Annotated in this window: 11 protein-coding genes, 2 tRNA genes and 2 rRNA genes; 4 read left to right on the top strand and 11 right to left on the bottom strand. The window is 59.2% G+C overall.

From position 1 onward, the window contains the following. Nucleotides 1-85: 85 nt before the first annotated feature. Entirely contained in the window at nucleotides 86-1,498 is a 1,413-nt protein-coding gene (locus KOM00_RS14065) for a B12-binding domain-containing radical SAM protein (protein ID WP_216499567.1), read from the top strand. 57 nt (nucleotides 1,499-1,555) lie between these two features. Here the strand turns inward: KOM00_RS14065 and KOM00_RS14060 are convergent, their stop codons facing one another. From KOM00_RS14060 to KOM00_RS14040, 5 genes are all read right to left on the bottom strand, one after another. Then, on the bottom strand, nucleotides 1,556-2,635 hold the full coding sequence (locus tag KOM00_RS14060; protein ID WP_216499566.1) for a type III polyketide synthase: 1,080 nt from the start codon (nucleotides 2,633-2,635) through the stop codon (nucleotides 1,556-1,558). Next, entirely contained in the window at nucleotides 2,632-3,867 is a 1,236-nt protein-coding gene (locus KOM00_RS14055; protein WP_216499565.1) for a U32 family peptidase, read from the bottom strand. Before KOM00_RS14055 ends, KOM00_RS14060 begins: the two co-directional genes overlap by 4 nt. After that, nucleotides 3,864-4,571 (bottom strand): methyltransferase domain-containing protein, encoded by a 708-nt coding sequence (locus KOM00_RS14050; RefSeq protein WP_216499564.1) that lies wholly within the window; start codon nucleotides 4,569-4,571, stop codon nucleotides 3,864-3,866. Before KOM00_RS14050 ends, KOM00_RS14055 begins: the two co-directional genes overlap by 4 nt. 23 nt (nucleotides 4,572-4,594) lie before the next feature. Further along, nucleotides 4,595-5,398, bottom strand: coding sequence for a hypothetical protein (locus tag KOM00_RS14045; RefSeq protein WP_236026968.1), 804 nt, complete (start codon nucleotides 5,396-5,398; stop codon nucleotides 4,595-4,597). Nucleotides 5,399-5,520: 122 nt separating this feature from the next. Continuing rightward, nucleotides 5,521-6,966: a B12-binding domain-containing radical SAM protein gene (locus tag KOM00_RS14040; protein WP_239031645.1), complete on the bottom strand. Its 1,446-nt coding sequence runs from the start codon at nucleotides 6,964-6,966 to the stop codon at nucleotides 5,521-5,523. A gap of 560 nt (nucleotides 6,967-7,526) precedes the next feature. Here KOM00_RS14040 and KOM00_RS14035 point away from each other — a divergent pair. Next, entirely contained in the window at nucleotides 7,527-8,396 is an 870-nt protein-coding gene (locus KOM00_RS14035; RefSeq protein WP_216499563.1) for an alpha/beta fold hydrolase, read from the top strand. 91 nt (nucleotides 8,397-8,487) lie between these two features. Further along, nucleotides 8,488-9,174, top strand: a complete 687-nt coding sequence (locus tag KOM00_RS14030; protein ID WP_216499562.1) for an OmpA family protein — start codon at nucleotides 8,488-8,490, stop codon at nucleotides 9,172-9,174. A 75-nt stretch (nucleotides 9,175-9,249) separates the two neighbouring features. Here the strand turns inward: KOM00_RS14030 and KOM00_RS14025 are convergent, their stop codons facing one another. Together KOM00_RS14025 and KOM00_RS14020 are read right to left on the bottom strand one after the other, a co-directional pair. Further along, the gene (locus KOM00_RS14025) at nucleotides 9,250-10,149 is read right to left on the bottom strand and encodes a pirin family protein (protein WP_216499561.1); all 900 of its coding nucleotides are present in this window, start codon (nucleotides 10,147-10,149) and stop codon (nucleotides 9,250-9,252) included. 49 nt (nucleotides 10,150-10,198) lie between these two features. Continuing rightward, nucleotides 10,199-10,882 (bottom strand): type 1 glutamine amidotransferase domain-containing protein, encoded by a 684-nt coding sequence (locus KOM00_RS14020; protein WP_216499560.1) that lies wholly within the window; start codon nucleotides 10,880-10,882, stop codon nucleotides 10,199-10,201. 224 nt (nucleotides 10,883-11,106) lie between these two features. Here KOM00_RS14020 and lon point away from each other — a divergent pair, with 224 nt between their 5' ends. Then, a complete protein-coding gene (lon, locus tag KOM00_RS14015; RefSeq protein ID WP_216499559.1) occupies nucleotides 11,107-13,506 on the top strand; it encodes an endopeptidase La in 2,400 nt (799 codons plus the stop codon). A 161-nt stretch (nucleotides 13,507-13,667) separates the two neighbouring features. Here the strand turns inward: lon and rrf are convergent. The 4 genes from rrf to KOM00_RS13995 form a co-directional block, all read right to left on the bottom strand. Further along, nucleotides 13,668-13,784: ribosomal RNA gene (gene rrf, locus KOM00_RS14010) — 5S ribosomal RNA — on the bottom strand. A gap of 123 nt (nucleotides 13,785-13,907) precedes the next feature. After that, nucleotides 13,908-17,169: ribosomal RNA gene (locus tag KOM00_RS14005) — 23S ribosomal RNA — on the bottom strand. Between the two features lie 497 nt (nucleotides 17,170-17,666). Further along, a tRNA-Ala gene (locus KOM00_RS14000) sits at nucleotides 17,667-17,742 on the bottom strand. Nucleotides 17,743-17,820: 78 nt separating this feature from the next. Continuing rightward, a tRNA-Ile gene (locus tag KOM00_RS13995) sits at nucleotides 17,821-17,897 on the bottom strand. Between the last annotated feature and the right edge of the window lie 60 nt (nucleotides 17,898-17,957).

Raw genomic sequence — 17,957 nt, 5'->3', positions numbered from 1 at the left:
CAGCGTCCCCTGGCCGATTTGCTTATCGCAGGCCTGCCTCTATAATCCTTAGGGTCGAGCCAACGCCCCCTCCTCAAGGAAGCCGATGAAGATACTCCTTTTGGCAATGCCGGACGCCGCCAACAACTTCCATCGCATCATCAAGGTTCCCAACCTGGGCCTCTGCTCGATTGCGGCCCACCTCAAGCTGCACGAGGTGAAGGTCGTGGACCTGGTGCTGGTGCATCGGAACATCCAGACCTGGCTGCAGCGCTTCCTGCACGAGTTCAGGCCTGACGTGGTCGGCATCAGCAGCATGAGCTTCCAGTACGAAAGCGCCCTCAGGGTGATGTCGATCTGCCGTGCCCGTCTTCCCCAGGCCAAGCTGGTGCTGGGCGGCTACCACGCCACGCTCTCCTACCGGGAGCTGACCTGCGGCACGCCTCCCTTCGATTTCCTGGTGCGCGGCGAAGGGGAGCAATCCTTCCCGGCTCTTTTGGAGGCGCTGGACGGGCAGCGCTCCTTCTTCGACGTCCCGGGACTATCCTGGGCGCGCTATGGCAGTTTCATCCACAACCCGACCGCTCCCCTGCTGGACCTGGACCGGTTGCCGCTGCCCAATCGCAGCGCCAGGGTCCTGGACGGCTTCACCTATTTCGATCGCAAGCTCGACTGCGCCGAAACCTCGCGCGGCTGCACCATGACCTGCACCTTCTGCTCGATCACCGGAATGTACGGCACCAGCTTCCGCTGCCACCGAGTCGAGCGGGTGATCGAGGACCTGAAGGAGCTGCAACAAAGGGGAACCCGGACCGTGCTGCTGGTGGACGACAACATCACCCTGGACAGCCGCCGGTTCACCGGTCTTGCCCGCGCCATAGTCGAGCACGGGCTGAACGGCATGGAGTACCTGGTCCAGGCCTCGGTGGCCGGGATGGTGGCCGATCCCGAACTGATACCGGCCTTGGCCCGCGCCAACTTCGCCATGGTCTTCCTGGGCATCGAATCGGTGCTCCCGCAAAACCTGGCTTTCTTTCAGAAGGGGGATATCCGGGAGAAAACGGAGCGGGCGGTGCGCCTGCTGCGGGAGCATGGCATCGGCGTGATGGGGGGATTCATCATCGGCAACCCGGACGACGGTCCGGAGGAGATCCGGGAGGTCTTCCGCGCCTCGCGCAGGCTGGCGATCGACCTTCCCTACGTACAATGCGTGACGCCATATCCCGGAACGAGGATCAGGGAGGAACTGTTGGAGGCGGGCCTCGTGACCAATCCCGACCGGCTGAGCAGGTACACCGGGTTCATGTGCAACGTGAAGACGAAGCGGCTCAGCACGGGGCAGTTGAACCGGATCATGAACTGGGAGAACCTGAAGGCCTTTTGCAGCCCCTCCATGTTCATCGGCAACTACTTTGTCAGAAAGCGCGAGAAGGGCGGGCTGAAGGTGCTCTTGAACAACCTGGACCTCATCAGGGGATTTTTCACCGGCGACCAGTTCCGCTCCCGGCACAGGTTTTAACTTCCGTTCTACGTTCTGTGTTCTACGTTCTACGTTAATCCCCCCCAGCCCCTTCCTTCAGATTTTCCTCAACAGGCACGCATGTGCCGAAAGCCCCGCACCGTAGGCCAGCATCACGCACCACTCGCCGGAAGGCATCCCCTCCCGCAGCATCTCGTCCAGAACGAACCACACCGTCGGCGAAGACATGTTGCCGTACCGGGAGAGCACCTTCCTGGTCGCCCGGAGCCGGTCTTCCGGGATCCCCACCTCGTCCCGCACCGCATTGATCACCTTCTCTCCGCCGGTGTGCAGCGCCCACCCGATATCGTTTCTGTTAAGGGCGGAGCCGGCGAGCAGATCGTCCACCACCTCGGCCGCGGCCTTGCCGACCAGCCTCGGGAGGTCGGTCGACAACTGGTTGTGCAGCTGCCCCCCCTTGTGCACGAACCGTATCGCCTCCCGCTGTTCCGGCACGTAGCGCCCTGCCGAACCGTGCAGTTCGAACCCCTCCGGCCTTTCCCACAGCACCGCGGCTGCGGCACCGTCTCCGAAGAGCGCGTTGGAAAGGATCAGGCTCAGGTCGTTGCCCATCTGGAACGCGGCACTGCAGATTTCGACCGCGACGCTCACCACCACCCCGCCCGTCATCCTCAGCATCGACTCGGCCACCTGGAGATTGGGAATGGCACCGCCGCAGCCACTGCCGACGAGATCGTACAGCCTGGTACGGGGGTCCAGTCCCAAACGCTGCGCCAGGTAGGTCGAGATGCCCGGGCAGATGTACCCGGTGCAGGTATTGACGACCAGGCCTTTCACCTCTTGAACGGACAATCCCACCTTTTCCAGCGCCCGGGTCACCGCCTGTGCTGCCAGGTTCACCGACTCTTCCGTGAAGCGGGCCACCCTCTGGTCCTGGGTTTCGTCGAAGATGCGCACGGGATCGTCCACGGCGAAATGCCGCTTCTCTATGCTCGGGTGCTCGAAGGTCGCCCGGATCAGCCCCATGCTTCTCGGCGTGAGCGTTTCCTTGAAATGCTCACGAACCAGGTCGGCAGCAAACCTCTGGGAGGCGCTGAAGCGCGGCACGGCCGATGCTATCGAGGCGACGTAGGTTCTTCCTGATGGGGGCTGCCCCCCGGTGAGTGCGTCGGTCATTCTCCCCTCCTGCCAGCAATACCCCAGAGTGAACCGGAGTACATGTCATGGAAAGCTTCATGGTAAAGCTGCAACAGCTCCTGCCGGTACCTTTCATCCACCCGTACCGCCTCTCGTGTCCAGCGTTCACAGTAGCCGCACCGGGAGCAATCGCTGCTCCGGCAGTCGATCCCCCTCATCCCCTCCAGGAAGCCGTCCAGAAGCCGGTTGTCGATATGAACCGGGTCCCAGTCAAGCCCGGCCACCAGGCCGCGCTTCTCGGCCAGCCGTTTCAAGCGGAGCAGGCCGGACTGCCTGACCGCCAGCGGCCTGAAGAAGAACCTGGCGAACCTTCTGAGATCCAACAGGCTCCCCCCCTTCGCCGAGCCCGTCTTGTAGCCGTAGGGCTGGATCAGGTCCAGCAGGTTGCCATCGAAACGCCCCTCGGCATAGGCCCGCACCCGGCGGGCCAGCACCTCGGTCGGCGCACCGCGCTCCAGTATCTTGAAGGAGTGGAACCCGAGGTCGGTATAGGCTTTGATGTCCTCGGGTCTTATGAACTCCGAGCGCAGGTAGTGCGACGGGTCGGCCAGCTTGAGCGCGGAGCATTTGAGAGCGCAGTAGTCGATCATGAAACCGCGGCTCGCGTGTCCCTTCTGCGAGGCGTGCGAGAGGTTCACCATATGCTGCCCCGAGATGGGACAGAAGATGAGGCAGTTGGAGTTGGCGATCAACTGCAGTTCCAGCCCGACCGCCTGCCGGATCGAGCGCAGCATGGCGAAGTCGCGGTTGACCGCGATCGACTCCAGGGTGATGCAGTCCGCCCCGAGATCCTCCCAGAACCTCGCCTTCGCCACGCAGTCCACCCGGGCGTACACGCCCACCCGTACCTTGAGCCGCGGGTGACGCTTCTTGATGATGGGGAGCAGGAATGGGAGAGAAACCGTCACCGAGGTTACGCCGCACTCCTCCACAAACTCGAGCAGACGCTCCAACTCGGCCTGCCCCTTCCGGATGAACTCGCGGTTGTCCATGCAGGCGGGGTTCACCAGGTAGTTGAATCCGATGCCGCGCCGGGCGGCGTCCTGCACATGCGCCCTGAACTGCGTCTTGCCCAGGGGCGCCAACATGAATGACGCCCTGCCTCCCCCAACGCTGTCGCAAGGGAGCTTCCCGAACAGCTCGACAACCGGGTATCCCTCCAGGGCCGGCAGAAGATCGGGCTCGAAATTGGTAGCGACGGAAAACTTCATGCGATCTCCCCGGAAACGACCAGCAGCCAGAAGGGCTCCCGGCGAATCGTGATGGAGGTGGCTCCGGCTTGCAGCGCCGATTTGCGGAGCTCATCCGCGGTGAACGCTTTCAGGACCGAGAGAGGGCCGTCGTAGCGGGTCATGCGGTTGCGGGTGAAGATCCTGGTGAGCAGGTAGATGAGGACGTAGGCGATCCAGCTCCTGCGCAGATCCATGACGATGAAGCCTCGCCGCGCCACCCGAAGCATCTCCTGCAGCGCCGCTACCACTTCCGGCTCCTTCATGTGATGCAGGGTCTTGCTGCAGAGCACCAGGTCGAAGCTCTGGTCCCGAAAAGGAAGCTGCAGCGCGTCGGCCACCAGCAGCTTGATCTCCGGGTAGCCCGTGGCGTGTCGGCGCGCGATGTCTATGGTCCGGCTGTTGAGATCGACGCCGGTGACCTGGATGTCGATCCCTTTCTTTCTGGCCCACTCCACGATGGCAACCGGCAGGTCGGCCGAACCGGTAGCGACATCGAGCACGGAGAGGTGCCGCTGCCCCTGCACCTTCGCTGAAAGATGCTTCAGAAGCGCCCGGGTGTCGCCCAGATAGCGGTTCACGATCCTTATGTCGGAGAGGCTTCCCTCCAGTTCCTCAAGGGTGCAGACCTCCGGGGGAAGGTCGAGAAACTCGAGGCTGGTCCTCTTGCGGGGGATAAATGGCATAGGGCTCGCGGGCTGCACATGGTTTATTTGGGCCACCTGGGGCTGGTCAACTCGATGCGCCAAACGGGACCGCCCGTGGCGAGCGGACCTTCGAATTTCACGAAGGCCGGGACCTCGTCCATGACGGTCCAGATGTGGCTGTCCGGAGGGCTCTTGCCCAGGAGCGCGGCAGGGAGCCTCAGCAGGCCGAGGTGCGGCTTGAGGACATAGTGGACGGCGGTCTTCTCGACGTCGCCGATCTGGATCTTGGTGCTGCCCGCCGGCGCCATCTCCAGCTCTACCACCCTGGGGGTCGGGGTGAAAGCGATCATGTGGATCGTTTCCCTGCTCCCCCTGGTGAGATTCTTCATCACGGTGGGAAGCATGCCGTTATAGACGTCGGGGGGGAGCTCCAACTCGCCCTCGAGCAGCTTCTCGTGCCCGTCTTTCCCCTTCACCTTGACCCGATATTTGCCGGTGGCGCGTTCCAGGGTGACATCGAGGTCGTTCTCGAACGCCTTCCCCTTCTGGATCAGCCGGTAGCTCTTCAACAGGAATTTGTGCTGCTGCGAGAAGACCACCGTCTCATCGTGCAGTGAGCCGTCCCTGAAATAGAGGACGACGCGGGTCTTCATCTCACCTTCGTTGGGGATCTGCAGAAAATCACCGGCCGCTAGCCGCTGGCCGGCAGAATCGTTCAACTCCAGGAAGCCCCGCGCCATCCCCTCGGTGAAATGGACCGCGACGGGTGCCCCGTACGCTGGACCGCAGGAGAGGACCAGCAGCAACATGGACAGCAGGCAGCAAAGAAACGACGACAAGGATGACTCGTCGCGAACGGGTCGCATATACTCCCCCCTTGGCAGGTGCTGACCGGTCTCGGCACTATGGTGCCCCCTCCGGATACGGATCGTTTTTGCGGAAGATCGGGCTGCCGCCCCGCAGTAAAACATCCCGGATTCGTAACATACTATTGCCGCCGCGCCGGGACGCCCCCCTGCCGCCGCCATCCACCGAGCGCCCCTTTGGCATATCCTGCATAACGCCAGAAAGGGGTCGGCAGCCCGATCGCGGTACCGATGCGGCGCAGGGCGCCCAGTACGGGGGCCTGGGTGTCGGTGAGGTGGATGCAGCGGCCATGACGCACCCCGCGGTCCAGCAGCGCCCGGGCACGTTCCGGGGTGAGCTTCGGGGAGAAATAGAAGGACGGCATCAATAGGTCGTCATCCACCTGGACCGCTCCCTCCCCCAAGGCAAGCCGGTGCAGCCCCGTCCCCGGGTAGATACGTATCCCGGTGGTGATGAAAGCGCCATCCTTCTTGCCGACATGGCGGTTCAGGAAAGCCACCGTCTGCCCCAGGGTCTCCTCGTCTTCCTGGGGGCCGCCGATGAGAAAGCACCAGAGTACCCGCAGGCGCGAGCGGCCCAACAGTTCCGCGGCGCGGTTGACGTCGTCCTCGTCGAATCCCTTCTGCAAGGCGGCAAGGGTTGCTCCCGCCGCGCTTTCGGGTGTGATCACCAGCGACCTCATGCCGGCCCGCTCCATCAGCCGCAGTTGCGCCTCCGTCAGTCCTTTGGGCGAGAGGGAGGACGCGCAGAAGCGGGCTTTCACCCCGCGCCGCAGCACCTCTTCCAGCAGCAGTTCCAGGTACCCCTCCGGCTCGTTGAAGATGCTGTCCACGAACTCGAACTCCCTGGTCGGGGTTTGCCGCATCGCCTCGACGATCTCGTCGACCACCGCACGCGGATCCCGCACCCGCCATGATTCCCCTTCTATCTGGCGGTAGGTGCAGTAAAGGCAGCGCTGGGCACAGCCCCGCTTGCCCTGGACCGGGAGTACCGGCTCCCGTGCCAGGTACATCCGGGCATCGACCCATCCGTGCAGCCGCGGCATCACGAAATCATCGCGGCACCCCTGGGCTGGCACGCATCGCTCCTGTGGCGCCCCCCTCCTGCAGACCACCCCGGGCACCCGCGCGACTGCGTCTGCGTCGCGCGCGCTGAAGAACTCCACCGCCGCCCGTTCTCCCTCTCCCACTACGGCGTAATCGAGTTCCAGGTACTTTAGGACCGGATGCGGCAGGATGCTCACCCCGGCGCCGCCGATGAGGACCCGGGCCTCGGACCGCGCCTTCATCACGCGCACCAGCTCCCGCACCTCCGGGAGGTACGACTTTGGTGTCAGGAGGTTGCAGTTGTCCAGATTCCTGACAGAAAGGGCAATCCCGTCCGGTGCAAACTCGGTGAGGGCAGCCTCGACAGCCACAATGGGGTTCCGCTCGAAGCAAAGATCCAGGAACCGGACCTGAAAGCCCGCCAAACGCAGCGCTTCGGCCACCCAGGCGGCCCCGAGCGGCGCCACCGGCTGAGGTGCAGTTTCCCTGTTCGTGCTGATCATGAGTATGCGTGACGGCACTTGGCGAAGTCTCCGGCACTGTACGTTGTGCCCCCGTTTGCAGCCATAAAAAGGTATTGAATGCCATAAGACCCCGTAGTAAAATGATTCTTATGGAGGGAAGGAAGAAGCAAGACCCTTGACAACTAAATCGAACACAACTCCAGGTGCATGAAGCGGCATCGGGGGTTGGTAACTGACGTCCGGTAGGCCAGGCCGAAAGGCTCTAAATCTCCTCCGTTAGGGAATAAAAAAACCTGAAAGGATGGCATCCTGTAGCAACTTCCTGGCAGTACAAAACCATCCTTACGGACAGAGCAGGTTCTACTTGAACGTCAGTTATTTTTCCGGGAAAAGCTCGACGACGAAGGTCATCGGGCTTTTTTTATGCAACCCACTTTGCCCTACCTTCCCCCCTTGCTCTTTCCTCCTGCTCTTTTGATCCCGACGTCAAACCTCCGCACTCCCCGCAGATCCAGAAACAGTAAAACCTTCTCACAATAGATCTCAATAGTAGCAGACTTCATAAATTTCGCTGCCGCATGTCACGCTCCCTGGCGCTTTCTGTTAAACTACCCGACATGGACTTGGCAAACCTTCCCCTGAACCAGTGCCACCTCTCGGAGCGTGAGATCCTGGCATACCGCTGTTACGGCAGCGGACCACTCCCCGTCGTCTTGGTGCACGGCCTGGCGGCCAGGTCGGAGACCTGGACCGACCAGGTGCCTTTATTTCCCGCCGATCGCTACACCCTCTACCTCCTGGATCTCCTGGGCTCCGGCGCATCGTCCAAGCCCAGCCAGGCCGACTACTCGATTCGCGGACACAGCCTCCGCCTCCTTGGCTTCCTCGATCAGCTGGGACTGGAGCGGGTAACCCTGGTAGGCCACTCCCTCGGCGGGGCGGTGGTGTTGCTGACCGCGGTCGAGGCGATGCTGCGGCATGCAGACCGGCTCCTTGCCGCCATGGTCATCATGGCCGGGCCAGGATATATCCAGCGGCTGCCGCTGATGGCCGAGATTTTCGAGAACCGGCTGGCCGCGGCGTTGTTCGTCGCCCTTTACGCACCGGACCTTTGGATCAAGGTCGGGTTGAAGATGGCCTACCACGACCATAAGCTGGTCGACCGGGAGCACATCGCCAGGTATGCGCCCTGCTACCGCAGCAGGGAAGCGAAGCGCGCCTTGGTGGAAACCTGTCGCAGCCTCGTCCCACTGGACCAGGAACAGATCGCCGCGCGCTACCGGGACCTGAGCCTGCCGGTACTGCTTCTTTGGGGAAGTCACGACCGGATCGTACCGCTGTCCCAGGGAACCCGGCTGGAAGCCGCTATTGCCGGAGCCGAACTCCGGGTGATACAGGAATGCGGCCACAATCCCCAGGAGGAAAAGCCGGCTGAAACTTTTGGAATCATCGACAGTTTCATCACACGGAGCATCGTTCAGGACTGATTGAGCGCAAAGAGGACATTGATCTTAGGCAGGTTAGGTGATATCTTTTGTTGGTTCCTGTGGCTATTTCATTCATTAAGGAGATAAAACTATGACAGCACGCTTGATCGCAAGAATTATCGTTGGCATGACGGCCGTTGCCCTGTTAGCAACAGGTTGCGCCACCAATCCAGATGGAAGCTACGAATTCAAGAGAACCGGGCTGGGTGCTTTAGGCGGCGCGGTACTGGGGGCGGGTGCCGGCGCACTCATTGGCGGCAAATCACACCGCGGCCGCAACGCGGCAATCGGCGGCCTGACCGGCGCAGTAGTGGGCGGCGGTATCGGGAACTACATGGACCGTCAGGCGGCCGCGCTCAAGAAGGAGATGCCTCAGGCCGAGGTGGTACGTGACGGCGACAAGGTCTACGTGGCGCTTCCTTCCGGCATCCTGTTCGATGTAGGGAAAGACACCTTGAAGCCTGAGGCGAAGGACGCCCTCAGCAAGGCAGTGCCGACCCTGAGAGACTCCCAGACCACCATCATCATCGAGGGGCACACCGATTCCACCGGCTCCGATGCGGTGAACCAGCCCCTCAGCGAGCGGCGCGCCGGCCGGGTGCGCGACTTCCTCGTCTCGCAGGGGGTCCCGGGATCCAAGATAGCAGCAGTCGGCTACGGCTCCTCCCGCCCCGCGGTCCCCAACGACTCGGATGCCAACCGAGCCCTGAACCGTCGCGTGCAGATCGAGCTCTCCCCGAACGAGAAGCTGAAAGCCGAGGGCAGCGGCAACAACTGATCCAACCCAAAACGGGGCGCCTGCAAAGGCGCCCCGTTTTTCTTTCGGCACTACCGACTTTCTCTCACCCAACAGTTACTTCACGAACGTCCCCTTCTGGTACTCCTCGAAAGCCACCTGCAGCTCCTCCTGGGTGTTCATCACGATGGGGCCGTACCACGCCACCGGTTCCCCGATCGGCTTTCCCGATATCAGGAGAAAACGCACCGGTTTCCCCTGGGTGGTCACTGAGACCGCATCCCCATCTTCAAACAGGATCAGGTTCTCCGGTCCGCACTCGCAACGACGCTCCAGGTCGAAGTAGTTCGTCCCCACAGCCTCGTGTTCGTAGGCGTTACGTTCATGGTCGAAGTACCCTTCACCGTCGATGACATAGGCGAGGACGGTGTACCCCCGCTTGATGGCGTGGGTGAAGGTCGATTCTTCCGGCATGGTAACATCGAGGTACTCGGGATCGGCGACCACGTCCCGCACCGGGCCCTGGACTCCTCCAGCAGTACCGGCGATCACCTTGACCTTGATCCCGTTCATGGTCACCTCCGGGATCTCTTCGGCGACGATGCCCCGGTAGCGAGGCGGCATCATCTTGTGCGAGGCCGGGAGGTTGGCCCAGAGCTGGAATCCCCACATGAGTCCCTCGTCGTCACCCAGCGGCATCTCCTGGTGAATGATGCCGCTGCCGGCGGTCATCCACTGCAGGTCGCCCGGGCCGATCACCCCCTTGTTGCCCATGCTGTCACCGTGCTCCACCCTGCCATGCAGCACGTAGGTGATGGTCTCTATGCCCCGGTGAGGATGCCAGGGAAATCCCTTCAGGTAATGGGGCGGGTAGTTGGAGTGAAAGTCATCCATGAGCAGGAAGGGGTCGAACAGGGGAACCTCATGATTGCCAAAGGCCCGTTTCAGGTGCACCCCGGCCCCCTCGATGGTGGGCTTGCTTTTCCAGACCTTCCTTATCTTACGCAGAGTATCCATATCCGCTCCTTTCCCCTTTTCCTTTTCGGATTGGTCACGCCGGCCAGCCTCATCGAGCCGCCAGCACTTTCAGCAGGGCCTCCGCGGCAGGCGCCGAGGATGCGGGGTTCTGCCCCGTCACCAGCTTGCCATCCACCTCGATGTAAGGTGCCCAGTTATCCCCGTGCCGGAACTGCGCCCCCCGCTCCTTCAGCCGGTCCTCGAGCAGGAAAGGGACCACGTCGGTGAGCCCGACGGCTTCCTCCTCGGCGTTGGTAAAACCGGTGACCCGCTTGCCTCGGACCAGGAAATCGCCATCCTTTCCCATCACGTCTCCCAGCGTCGCCGGTGCATGGCAAACCGCGCCTATCGGTTTGTCAGCCTTGGCGAAGGCCGCGATGAGTGCTATGGAATCCGGATCGACGGCAAGGTCCCACAGGGGGCCATGCCCTCCCGGGAAGAAGATCGCGTCGAAGTCGTTAACCGACACCTCACGCAGCCGCGTGGAATGGGCCAGGTCATCCTGGGCGGCCTGGTCCGATTTGAAACGGTTGGTAGCTTCGGTCTCGTTTTCCGGGAGGTTGCTTTTCGGGTCCACCGGCGGCATCCCCCCTCTGGGTGACGCTATGGTGACCTTTGCTCCGGCGTCCCGAAAGACGTAATAAGGTGCGGCTAGTTCTTCCAACCAGAAACCTGTCTTCTCACCAGTGTCCCCCAGTTTGTCATGGGAAGTTACCACCATCAGAATTTTCATGGCTGACTCCTTTCACCCAGTACCTGACTAAGCAGATTGATTGTTATGCCCTTACTCGCACCTGTATGTGTGTACAACATTCAGAGAGAATAGCAACCAGGGCAGGAGCGCGGTGGCCGCAGCGGTGCTGTTCCCCGATGGAACCGCAGCGTTCAGACCGGGTGAGGTTGACAGTTTCGATAACCGTGCTTACGTTTTATTAAAACCACACCAGGAGTCTCATCATGAGCGAAAAGGATGTTGAAATAGTCGAAGCTGAAGTGAACGGCAAAGAGCAGGGGGGCGGGCTGGTGCTGGCGTCGGAAGTCCTGCCACTGGGGCTTCCGATCATACCGCTACGGCCGCGCCCCGCCTTTCCCAACATGCTGGTCCCGATGGTACTGAACGACCCGCACCAGGTACAGGCTATCAAGCGGGCGCTGGAAACGCCGGGCCAGGCGATAGGCCTGGTGCTGGTCAAGGATCCCGATAGACCGGATGGTGCCGACAACCTGCACAACGTTGGGGTCGCCGGCAAGATCGTCAAGATGATGCACATCGACGACCAGAACGCCCAGTTCCTGCTCAACACGCTGGAGCGTTTCACCATAGCCGAACTGCACGAAAACGACGGGGCCCTATTCGCTACCGTGAATTACCAGTACGGCACCGAGCTTTCCGTCAACCCCGAGCTGAAAGCCTACTCGATGGCAGTTGTCAGTACCTTGAAGGAGCTGGTCCAGATCAACCCGCTTTACTCCGAGGAGATCAAGCTGTTCCTGGGGCGGTCAAGCATCGACGACCCCGGAAAGCTCGCCGATTTTGCGGCCAGCCTGACCTCTTCCGACGGGCAGGACCTGCAGCGGGTCCTGGAGCTCTTCGACGTGCGCAAGAGGATCGATCTGGTCCTGACACTGCTCAAGAAAGAGCTGGAAGTGTCCAGGTTGCAGACCAAGATCACGAAGCAGATCGAGGAAAAGATCAGCCAGCAGCAGCGTGAATTCTTTCTGCGCGAACAGCTGAAGGCGATCAAGAAGGAATTGGGGCTGGAAAAGGAGGGAAAGACAGCCGAAGCAGAAAAATTCGAGGAGCGCCTCAAGCATCTAAAACTGAACGACGAGGCGCAGCGGGCGGTCACCGAAGAACTGGAGAAATTCAAGCTGCTGGAACCCGCCTCGGCCGAATACCACGTTACGCGCAACTACCTCGACTGGCTCACCATCCTCCCCTGGGGCAGGTACAGCAAGGATTCCTACAACCTCGACAAGGCAAGGAGAATCCTCGACCGGGACCACCACGGGTTGAACGACGTTAAAGACAGGATCACCGAGTTCATCGCAGTGGGCAAGATGAAAGGGGACATCTCAGGTTCGATACTTTGCCTGGTGGGTCCTCCCGGAGTTGGCAAGACCTCTATCGGCAAGAGCATCGCCGACGCCCTCGGGCGGTCCTTTTTCAGATTCTCGCTGGGCGGCATGCGGGATGAGGCCGAGATCAAGGGGCACCGCCGCACCTACATAGGCGCCATGCCCGGCAAGTTCGTCCAGGCCATGAAAAGCGCCGGGACAGCTAACCCGGTACTTATGCTGGACGAGATCGACAAGATCGGTGCTTCATTCCAAGGGGATCCCGCATCGGCGCTCCTGGAGGTGCTCGATCCTGAGCAGAACGGAACGTTCCGCGATCACTATCTCGACGTGCCCTTCGATCTCTCCAACGTCCTTTTCATTGCGACTGCCAACCAATTGGACACTATCCCCGCACCGTTGCTGGACCGGATGGAAATCATCCGGCTCTCAGGCTATGTGTTGGAAGAGAAGACGGAGATAGCCAGACGCTACCTGATCCCGAAAGCACTGAAGAACCACGGGCTGAAGCACGGCCAGGTTACGATCAGGAAGGATGCCCTCGCCGCCCTCATCGACGGCTGGGCACGAGAAGCCGGCGTACGCGCACTGGAGAACAGGATCAAGAAGCTGATGAGGATGGCTGCGAAGGAATTTGCAGGCGGAAGAACAGAGCCGATACTGATTGCCCGCAAGGATCTGGCCGGCTATCTGGGCCAGCCTGTCTTCACCACCGAGGAAATCTTCGAAGGAGTGCCGGGCGTGGTGACCGGCTTGGCCTGGACGAGCATGGGGGGCGCCACGCTTCCAATCGAAGCAACCGCCATGGCGAGCAAGGGGAAGGGATTCAGGCAGACCGGCCAGTTGGGCAACGTAATGGTAGAGAGCTCGGAAATAGCCTATTCCTATGTGATGGCACACCTGAAGGAGTATGGTGCACCGGAGGATTATTTCGACACGCACTTCGTGCACCTGCACGTACCCGCCGGTGCCACGCCGAAGGATGGCCCTTCCGCAGGCGTCACCATGGCAACGGCATTGATCTCGATGATAAAAGGAAGGCCGGTACGTACGAAACTGGGGATGACCGGCGAGTTGACCCTGACCGGGCGGGTACTGCCGATAGGTGGCGTGAAGGAGAAAACCATCGCGGCAAGGAGGGCCGGGCTTAAGGTGCTGATTTTCCCCGAAGCAAACCGAAAGGATTTTCTGGAGCTGCCGGATTATCTGAAGGAAGGACTGGAAGTGCACTTCGCCAAGGAATACAGGGAGGTCGCTAAAGTGGCCTTCGGCAAGTAGCTCTCCTACCGCACCCCTCTCCCGTACAGGTCTCCCCTCTCCCTCCGGGAGAGGGGTTGGGGGTGAGGGAAGGTGCCGGGGATGAGCTTGCGAGGGTAGAAGCCAGCCTCAGAACGCGAAAAAGCCCCGTCTGTTTTCAGACGGGGCTTTCTCTATTAAATTCCCTGCGGCGACCTACTCTCCCACATCGTTTCCAATGCAGTACCATCGGCCCTGAAAGGCTTAACTTCCGTGTTCGGGATGGGAACGGGTGTGACCCTCTCGGCATAGCCACAGAGAAACTCTTAGCTTTGGCTTACGCCATCGCAGTATGTTTCTCACAATCGCATTTCGTGTCTGTAGGATTTTTGGCAGTTTATGATCGGGGGGTGGAGAACCACCCCCCTCTCTAAGAATTTTTTATGGTCAAGCCTCACGGCCGATTAGTACCGGTAAGCTGAATGCATTACTGCACTTACACACCCGGCCTATCAACGTTGTGGTCTACAACGGGCCTTTAGGGGATTGCTCCCAGGGATACCTAATCTTGAAGGAGGCTTCCCGCTTAGATGCTTTCAGCGGTTATCCTTTCCGTACATAGCTACCCAGCGACTGCTCCTGGCGGAACAACTGGAACACCAGAGGTACGTTCAACCCGGTCCTCTCGTACTAAGGTCAACTCTTCTCAAGTATCCTACGCCCACAGAAGATAGGGACCAAACTGTCTCACGACGTTTTAAACCCAGCTCGCGTACCGCTTTAATTGGCGAACAGCCAAACCCTTGGGACCTACTTCAGCCCCAGGATGCGATGAGCCGACATCGAGGTGCCAAACCTCCCCGTCGATGTGAACTCTTGGGGGAGATCAGCCTGTTATCCCCGGCGTACCTTTTATCCGTTGAGCGACGGCCCTTCCATACAGAACCGCCGGATCACTAAGACCTACTTTCGTACCTGCTCGACTTGTTGGTCTCGCAGTCAAGCTCCCTTATGCCTTTACACTCTACGGCTGGTTTCCAATCAGCCTGAGGGAACCTTCGCGCGCCTCCGTTACTCTTTGGGAGGCGACCGCCCCAGTCAAACTACCCATCAGACAGTGTCCCCGACCCGGATGACGGGCCTGGGTTAGACATCCAAACAAACCAGGGTGGTATTTCAAGGTTGACTCCACCGAGACTAGCGTCCCAGCTTCAAAGTCTCCCACCTATCCTACACAAGCTTATTCGAATGTCACTGTCAAACTGTAGTAAAGGTGCACGGGGTCTTTCCGTCTTTCTGCGGGTACTCGGCATCTTCACCGAGAATTCAATTTCGCTGAGCCACTGGTTGAGACAGCGCGGAAATCGTTACGCCATTCGTGCAGGTCGGAACTTACCCGACAAGGAATTTCGCTACCTTAGGACCGTTATAGTTACGGCCGCCGTTTACCGGGGCTTCGGTTCAAAGCTTCACCTTGCGGCTAACAAATCCCCTTAACCTTCCGGCACCGGGCAGGCGTCAGACCCTATACGTCGTCTTGCGACTTTGCAGAGTCCTATGTTTTTAGTAAACAGTCGCTACCGCCATTTCTCTGCGACCCTCTTCAGCTGTGCGAGCGAATCGCCTTCACCAAAAAGGGCATACCTTCTCCCGAAGTTACGGTATCATTTTGCCGAGTTCCTTAACCAGTGTTCTCTCAAGCACCTTAGGACATTTATCCTCACCCACCTGAGTCGGTTTACGGTACGGTCACCTGCTGTCTGAAGCTTAGAGGCTTTTCTTGGAAGCATGGGATCGACGACTTTGCGGGGATACCCCCTCGTCATCAGTTCTCAGCGTTGAATGGAAGAAGGGATTTGCCTCCTCTTCCCGCCTACAACCTTAAACCTGGACAACCAGCGCCAGGATCGTCTACCCTTCTCCGTCCCCCCATCGCAACAACAGGTGGTACAGGAATATTAACCTGTTTCCCATCAACTACGCCTTTCGGCCTCGCCTTAGGGACCGACTANGACATTTATCCTCACCCACCTGAGTCGGTTTACGGTACGGTCACCTGCTGTCTGAAGCTTAGAGGCTTTTCTTGGAAGCATGGGATCGACGACTTTGCGGGGATACCCCCTCGTCATCAGTTCTCAGCGTTGAATGGAGAAAGGGATTTGCCTCCTTCTCCCGCCTACAACCTTAAACCTGGACAACCAGCGCCAGGATCGTCTACCCTTCTCCGTCCCCCCATCGCAACAACAGGTGGTACAGGAATATTAACCTGTTTCCCATCAACTACGCCTTTCGGCCTCGCCTTAGGGACCGACTAACCCTACGCAGATTACCTTTACGTAGGAAACCTTGGGTTTTCGGTGACAAGGTTTCTCACCTTGTTTTTCGCTACTCATGTCAGCATAATCTCTTGTGATACCTCCAGCCGTCCTCACGGTCGACCTTCGCAGGCTTACACAATGCTCCCCTACCACTTGATCCTTAAGGATCAAATCCGCAGCTTCGGTACTATGCTTAGCCCCGTTACATTTTCCGCGCAGACCCACTCGACCAGTGAGCTATTACGCTTTCTTTAAAGGGTGGCTGCTTCTAAGCCAACCTCCTGGTTGTCTGGGCATTTCCACATCGTTTTCCACTTAGCATAGATTTTGGGACCTTAGCTGGCGGTCTGGGCTCTTTCCCTTTTGACTACGGATCTTATCACCCGCAGTCTGACTCCCACAATAACAGTTAGCGGTATTCGGAGTTTGGTTAGGTTTGGTAACCTGGTGAGGCCCCTAGCCCATCCAGTGCTCTACCCCCGCTACTTACTTTGTGAGGCTATACCTAAATATATTTCGGGGAGAACCAGCTATCTCCGAGTTTGATTAGCCTTTCACTCCTATCCACACCTCATCCCCTGGCTTTTCAACGCCAGTGGGTTCGGGCCTCCACGAAGTGTTACCTTCCTTTCACCCTGGACATGGATAGATCACCCGGTTTCGGGTCTACCCCCAGCAACTAATTCGCCCTATTAAGACTCGCTTTCGCTGCGGCTCCGTTCTATGAACTTAACCTCGCTGCTGAGGGTAACTCGCTGACTCATTATGCAAAAGGCACGCGGTCACACTGGATTGCTCCATAGTGCTCCCACTGCTTGTAGGCATACGGTTTCAGGTTCTATTTCACCCTCCTCATTGGAGTACTTTTCACCTTTCCCTCACGGTACTGGTTCACTATCGGTCAGAGAGTAGTATTTAGCCTTGGGAGATGGTCCTCCCGGATTCCCACGAGGTTTCACGTGCCTCGAAGTACTCGGGGACACCCTAGGGTGAGTCATGGTTTCGGATACGGGGCTATCACCCACTATGGCCGGCCTTTCCAGACCGTTCTCCTACCAATCATCAATCCCACGTCGGGGCCCCACAACCCCGGTACCATCGAAATGGTGCCGGTTTGGGCTGTTCCGCTTTCGCTCGCCGCTACTGACGGAATCACTATTGTTTTCTTTTCCTGAGGGTACTTAGATGTTTCAGTTCCCCTCGTTCGCCACGCATGGCTATGTATTTACCATGCGTTACTGGAGCATTACCTCCAGTAGGTTTCCCCATTCGGAAATCTCCGGGTCAAAGCCTGTTTAGCGGCTCACCGAAGCTTATCGCAGCTTACCACGTCCTTCATCGCCTCTCTCTGCCTAGGCATCCACCGTACGCCCTTAGTAGCTTGACCATAAAAANCAATCCCACGTCGGGGCCCCACAACCCCGGTACCATCGAAATGGTGCCGGTTTGGGCTGTTCCGCTTTCGCTCGCCGCTACTGACGGAATCACTATTGTTTTCTTTTCCTGAGGGTACTTAGATGTTTCAGTTCCCCTCGTTCGCCACGTAGAGCTATGAATTTACTCTACGTTACTGGAGCATTACCTCCAGTAGGTTTCCCCATTCGGAAATCTCCGGGTCAAAGCCTGTTTAGCGGCTCACCGAAGCTTATCGCAGCTTACCACGTCCTTCATCGCCTCTCTCTGCCTAGGCATCCACCGTACGCCCTTAGTAGCTTGACCATAAAAAAACTGTAAATGATCTCACTGCCATGCATACTTCCCGAAACGACTTACGTCATTTCGGTTGCTACCTACATTCACTACTATGCAATTGTCAAAGAACGAATCAAGCTGCCCGCCTTCGCCGAGGCTTCGGTGGGCATTTTTCCGCTTGCGCGGGAAAAATGGTGGAGGTGAACGGGATCGAACCGATGACCCCCTGCGTGCAAGGCAGGTGCTCTCCCAGCTGAGCTACACCCCCATTTTAAATCGATGGTGATGGTGACTGACGGTCCCCCTCCGCCAAGGCTATGGGGGACAACTTTGCCGAAGGCAAAGTTGGTGGGCCTAGGTGGACTCGAACCACCGACCTCACGATTATCAGTCGTGTGCTCTAGCCAGCTGAGCTACAGGCCCGTACCAATCAGTGATGAATACTCAATCACTGAAAATCGTGCCTGGCAGTCATCGCTAACC

The organism is Geomonas diazotrophica, assembly GCF_018919385.1.
GTDB lineage: Bacteria > Desulfobacterota > Desulfuromonadia > Geobacterales > Geobacteraceae > Geomonas > Geomonas diazotrophica.
This window is presented reverse-complemented; position numbering and strand designations above follow the sequence as displayed.

Excerpts from the sequence above, each read along its gene's own strand:
- KOM00_RS14055 (WP_216499565.1), bottom strand. The coding sequence starts at position 3,867 with ATGAAGTTTTCCGTCGCTACCAATTTCGAGCCCGATCTTCTGCCGGCC.
- KOM00_RS14035 (WP_216499563.1), top strand. The coding sequence starts at position 7,527 with ATGGACTTGGCAAACCTTCCCCTGAACCAGTGCCACCTCTCGGAGCGT.
- KOM00_RS14065 (WP_216499567.1), top strand. The coding sequence starts at position 86 with ATGAAGATACTCCTTTTGGCAATGCCGGACGCCGCCAACAACTTCCAT.
- KOM00_RS14060 (WP_216499566.1), bottom strand. The coding sequence starts at position 2,635 with ATGACCGACGCACTCACCGGGGGGCAGCCCCCATCAGGAAGAACCTAC.
- KOM00_RS14050 (WP_216499564.1), bottom strand. The coding sequence starts at position 4,571 with ATGCCATTTATCCCCCGCAAGAGGACCAGCCTCGAGTTTCTCGACCTT.
- KOM00_RS14045 (WP_236026968.1), bottom strand. The coding sequence starts at position 5,398 with ATGCGACCCGTTCGCGACGAGTCATCCTTGTCGTCGTTTCTTTGCTGC.
- KOM00_RS14025 (WP_216499561.1), bottom strand. The coding sequence starts at position 10,149 with ATGGATACTCTGCGTAAGATAAGGAAGGTCTGGAAAAGCAAGCCCACC.
- lon (WP_216499559.1), top strand. The coding sequence starts at position 11,107 with ATGAGCGAAAAGGATGTTGAAATAGTCGAAGCTGAAGTGAACGGCAAA.
- KOM00_RS14030 (WP_216499562.1), top strand. The coding sequence starts at position 8,488 with ATGACAGCACGCTTGATCGCAAGAATTATCGTTGGCATGACGGCCGTT.
- KOM00_RS14020 (WP_216499560.1), bottom strand. The coding sequence starts at position 10,882 with ATGAAAATTCTGATGGTGGTAACTTCCCATGACAAACTGGGGGACACT.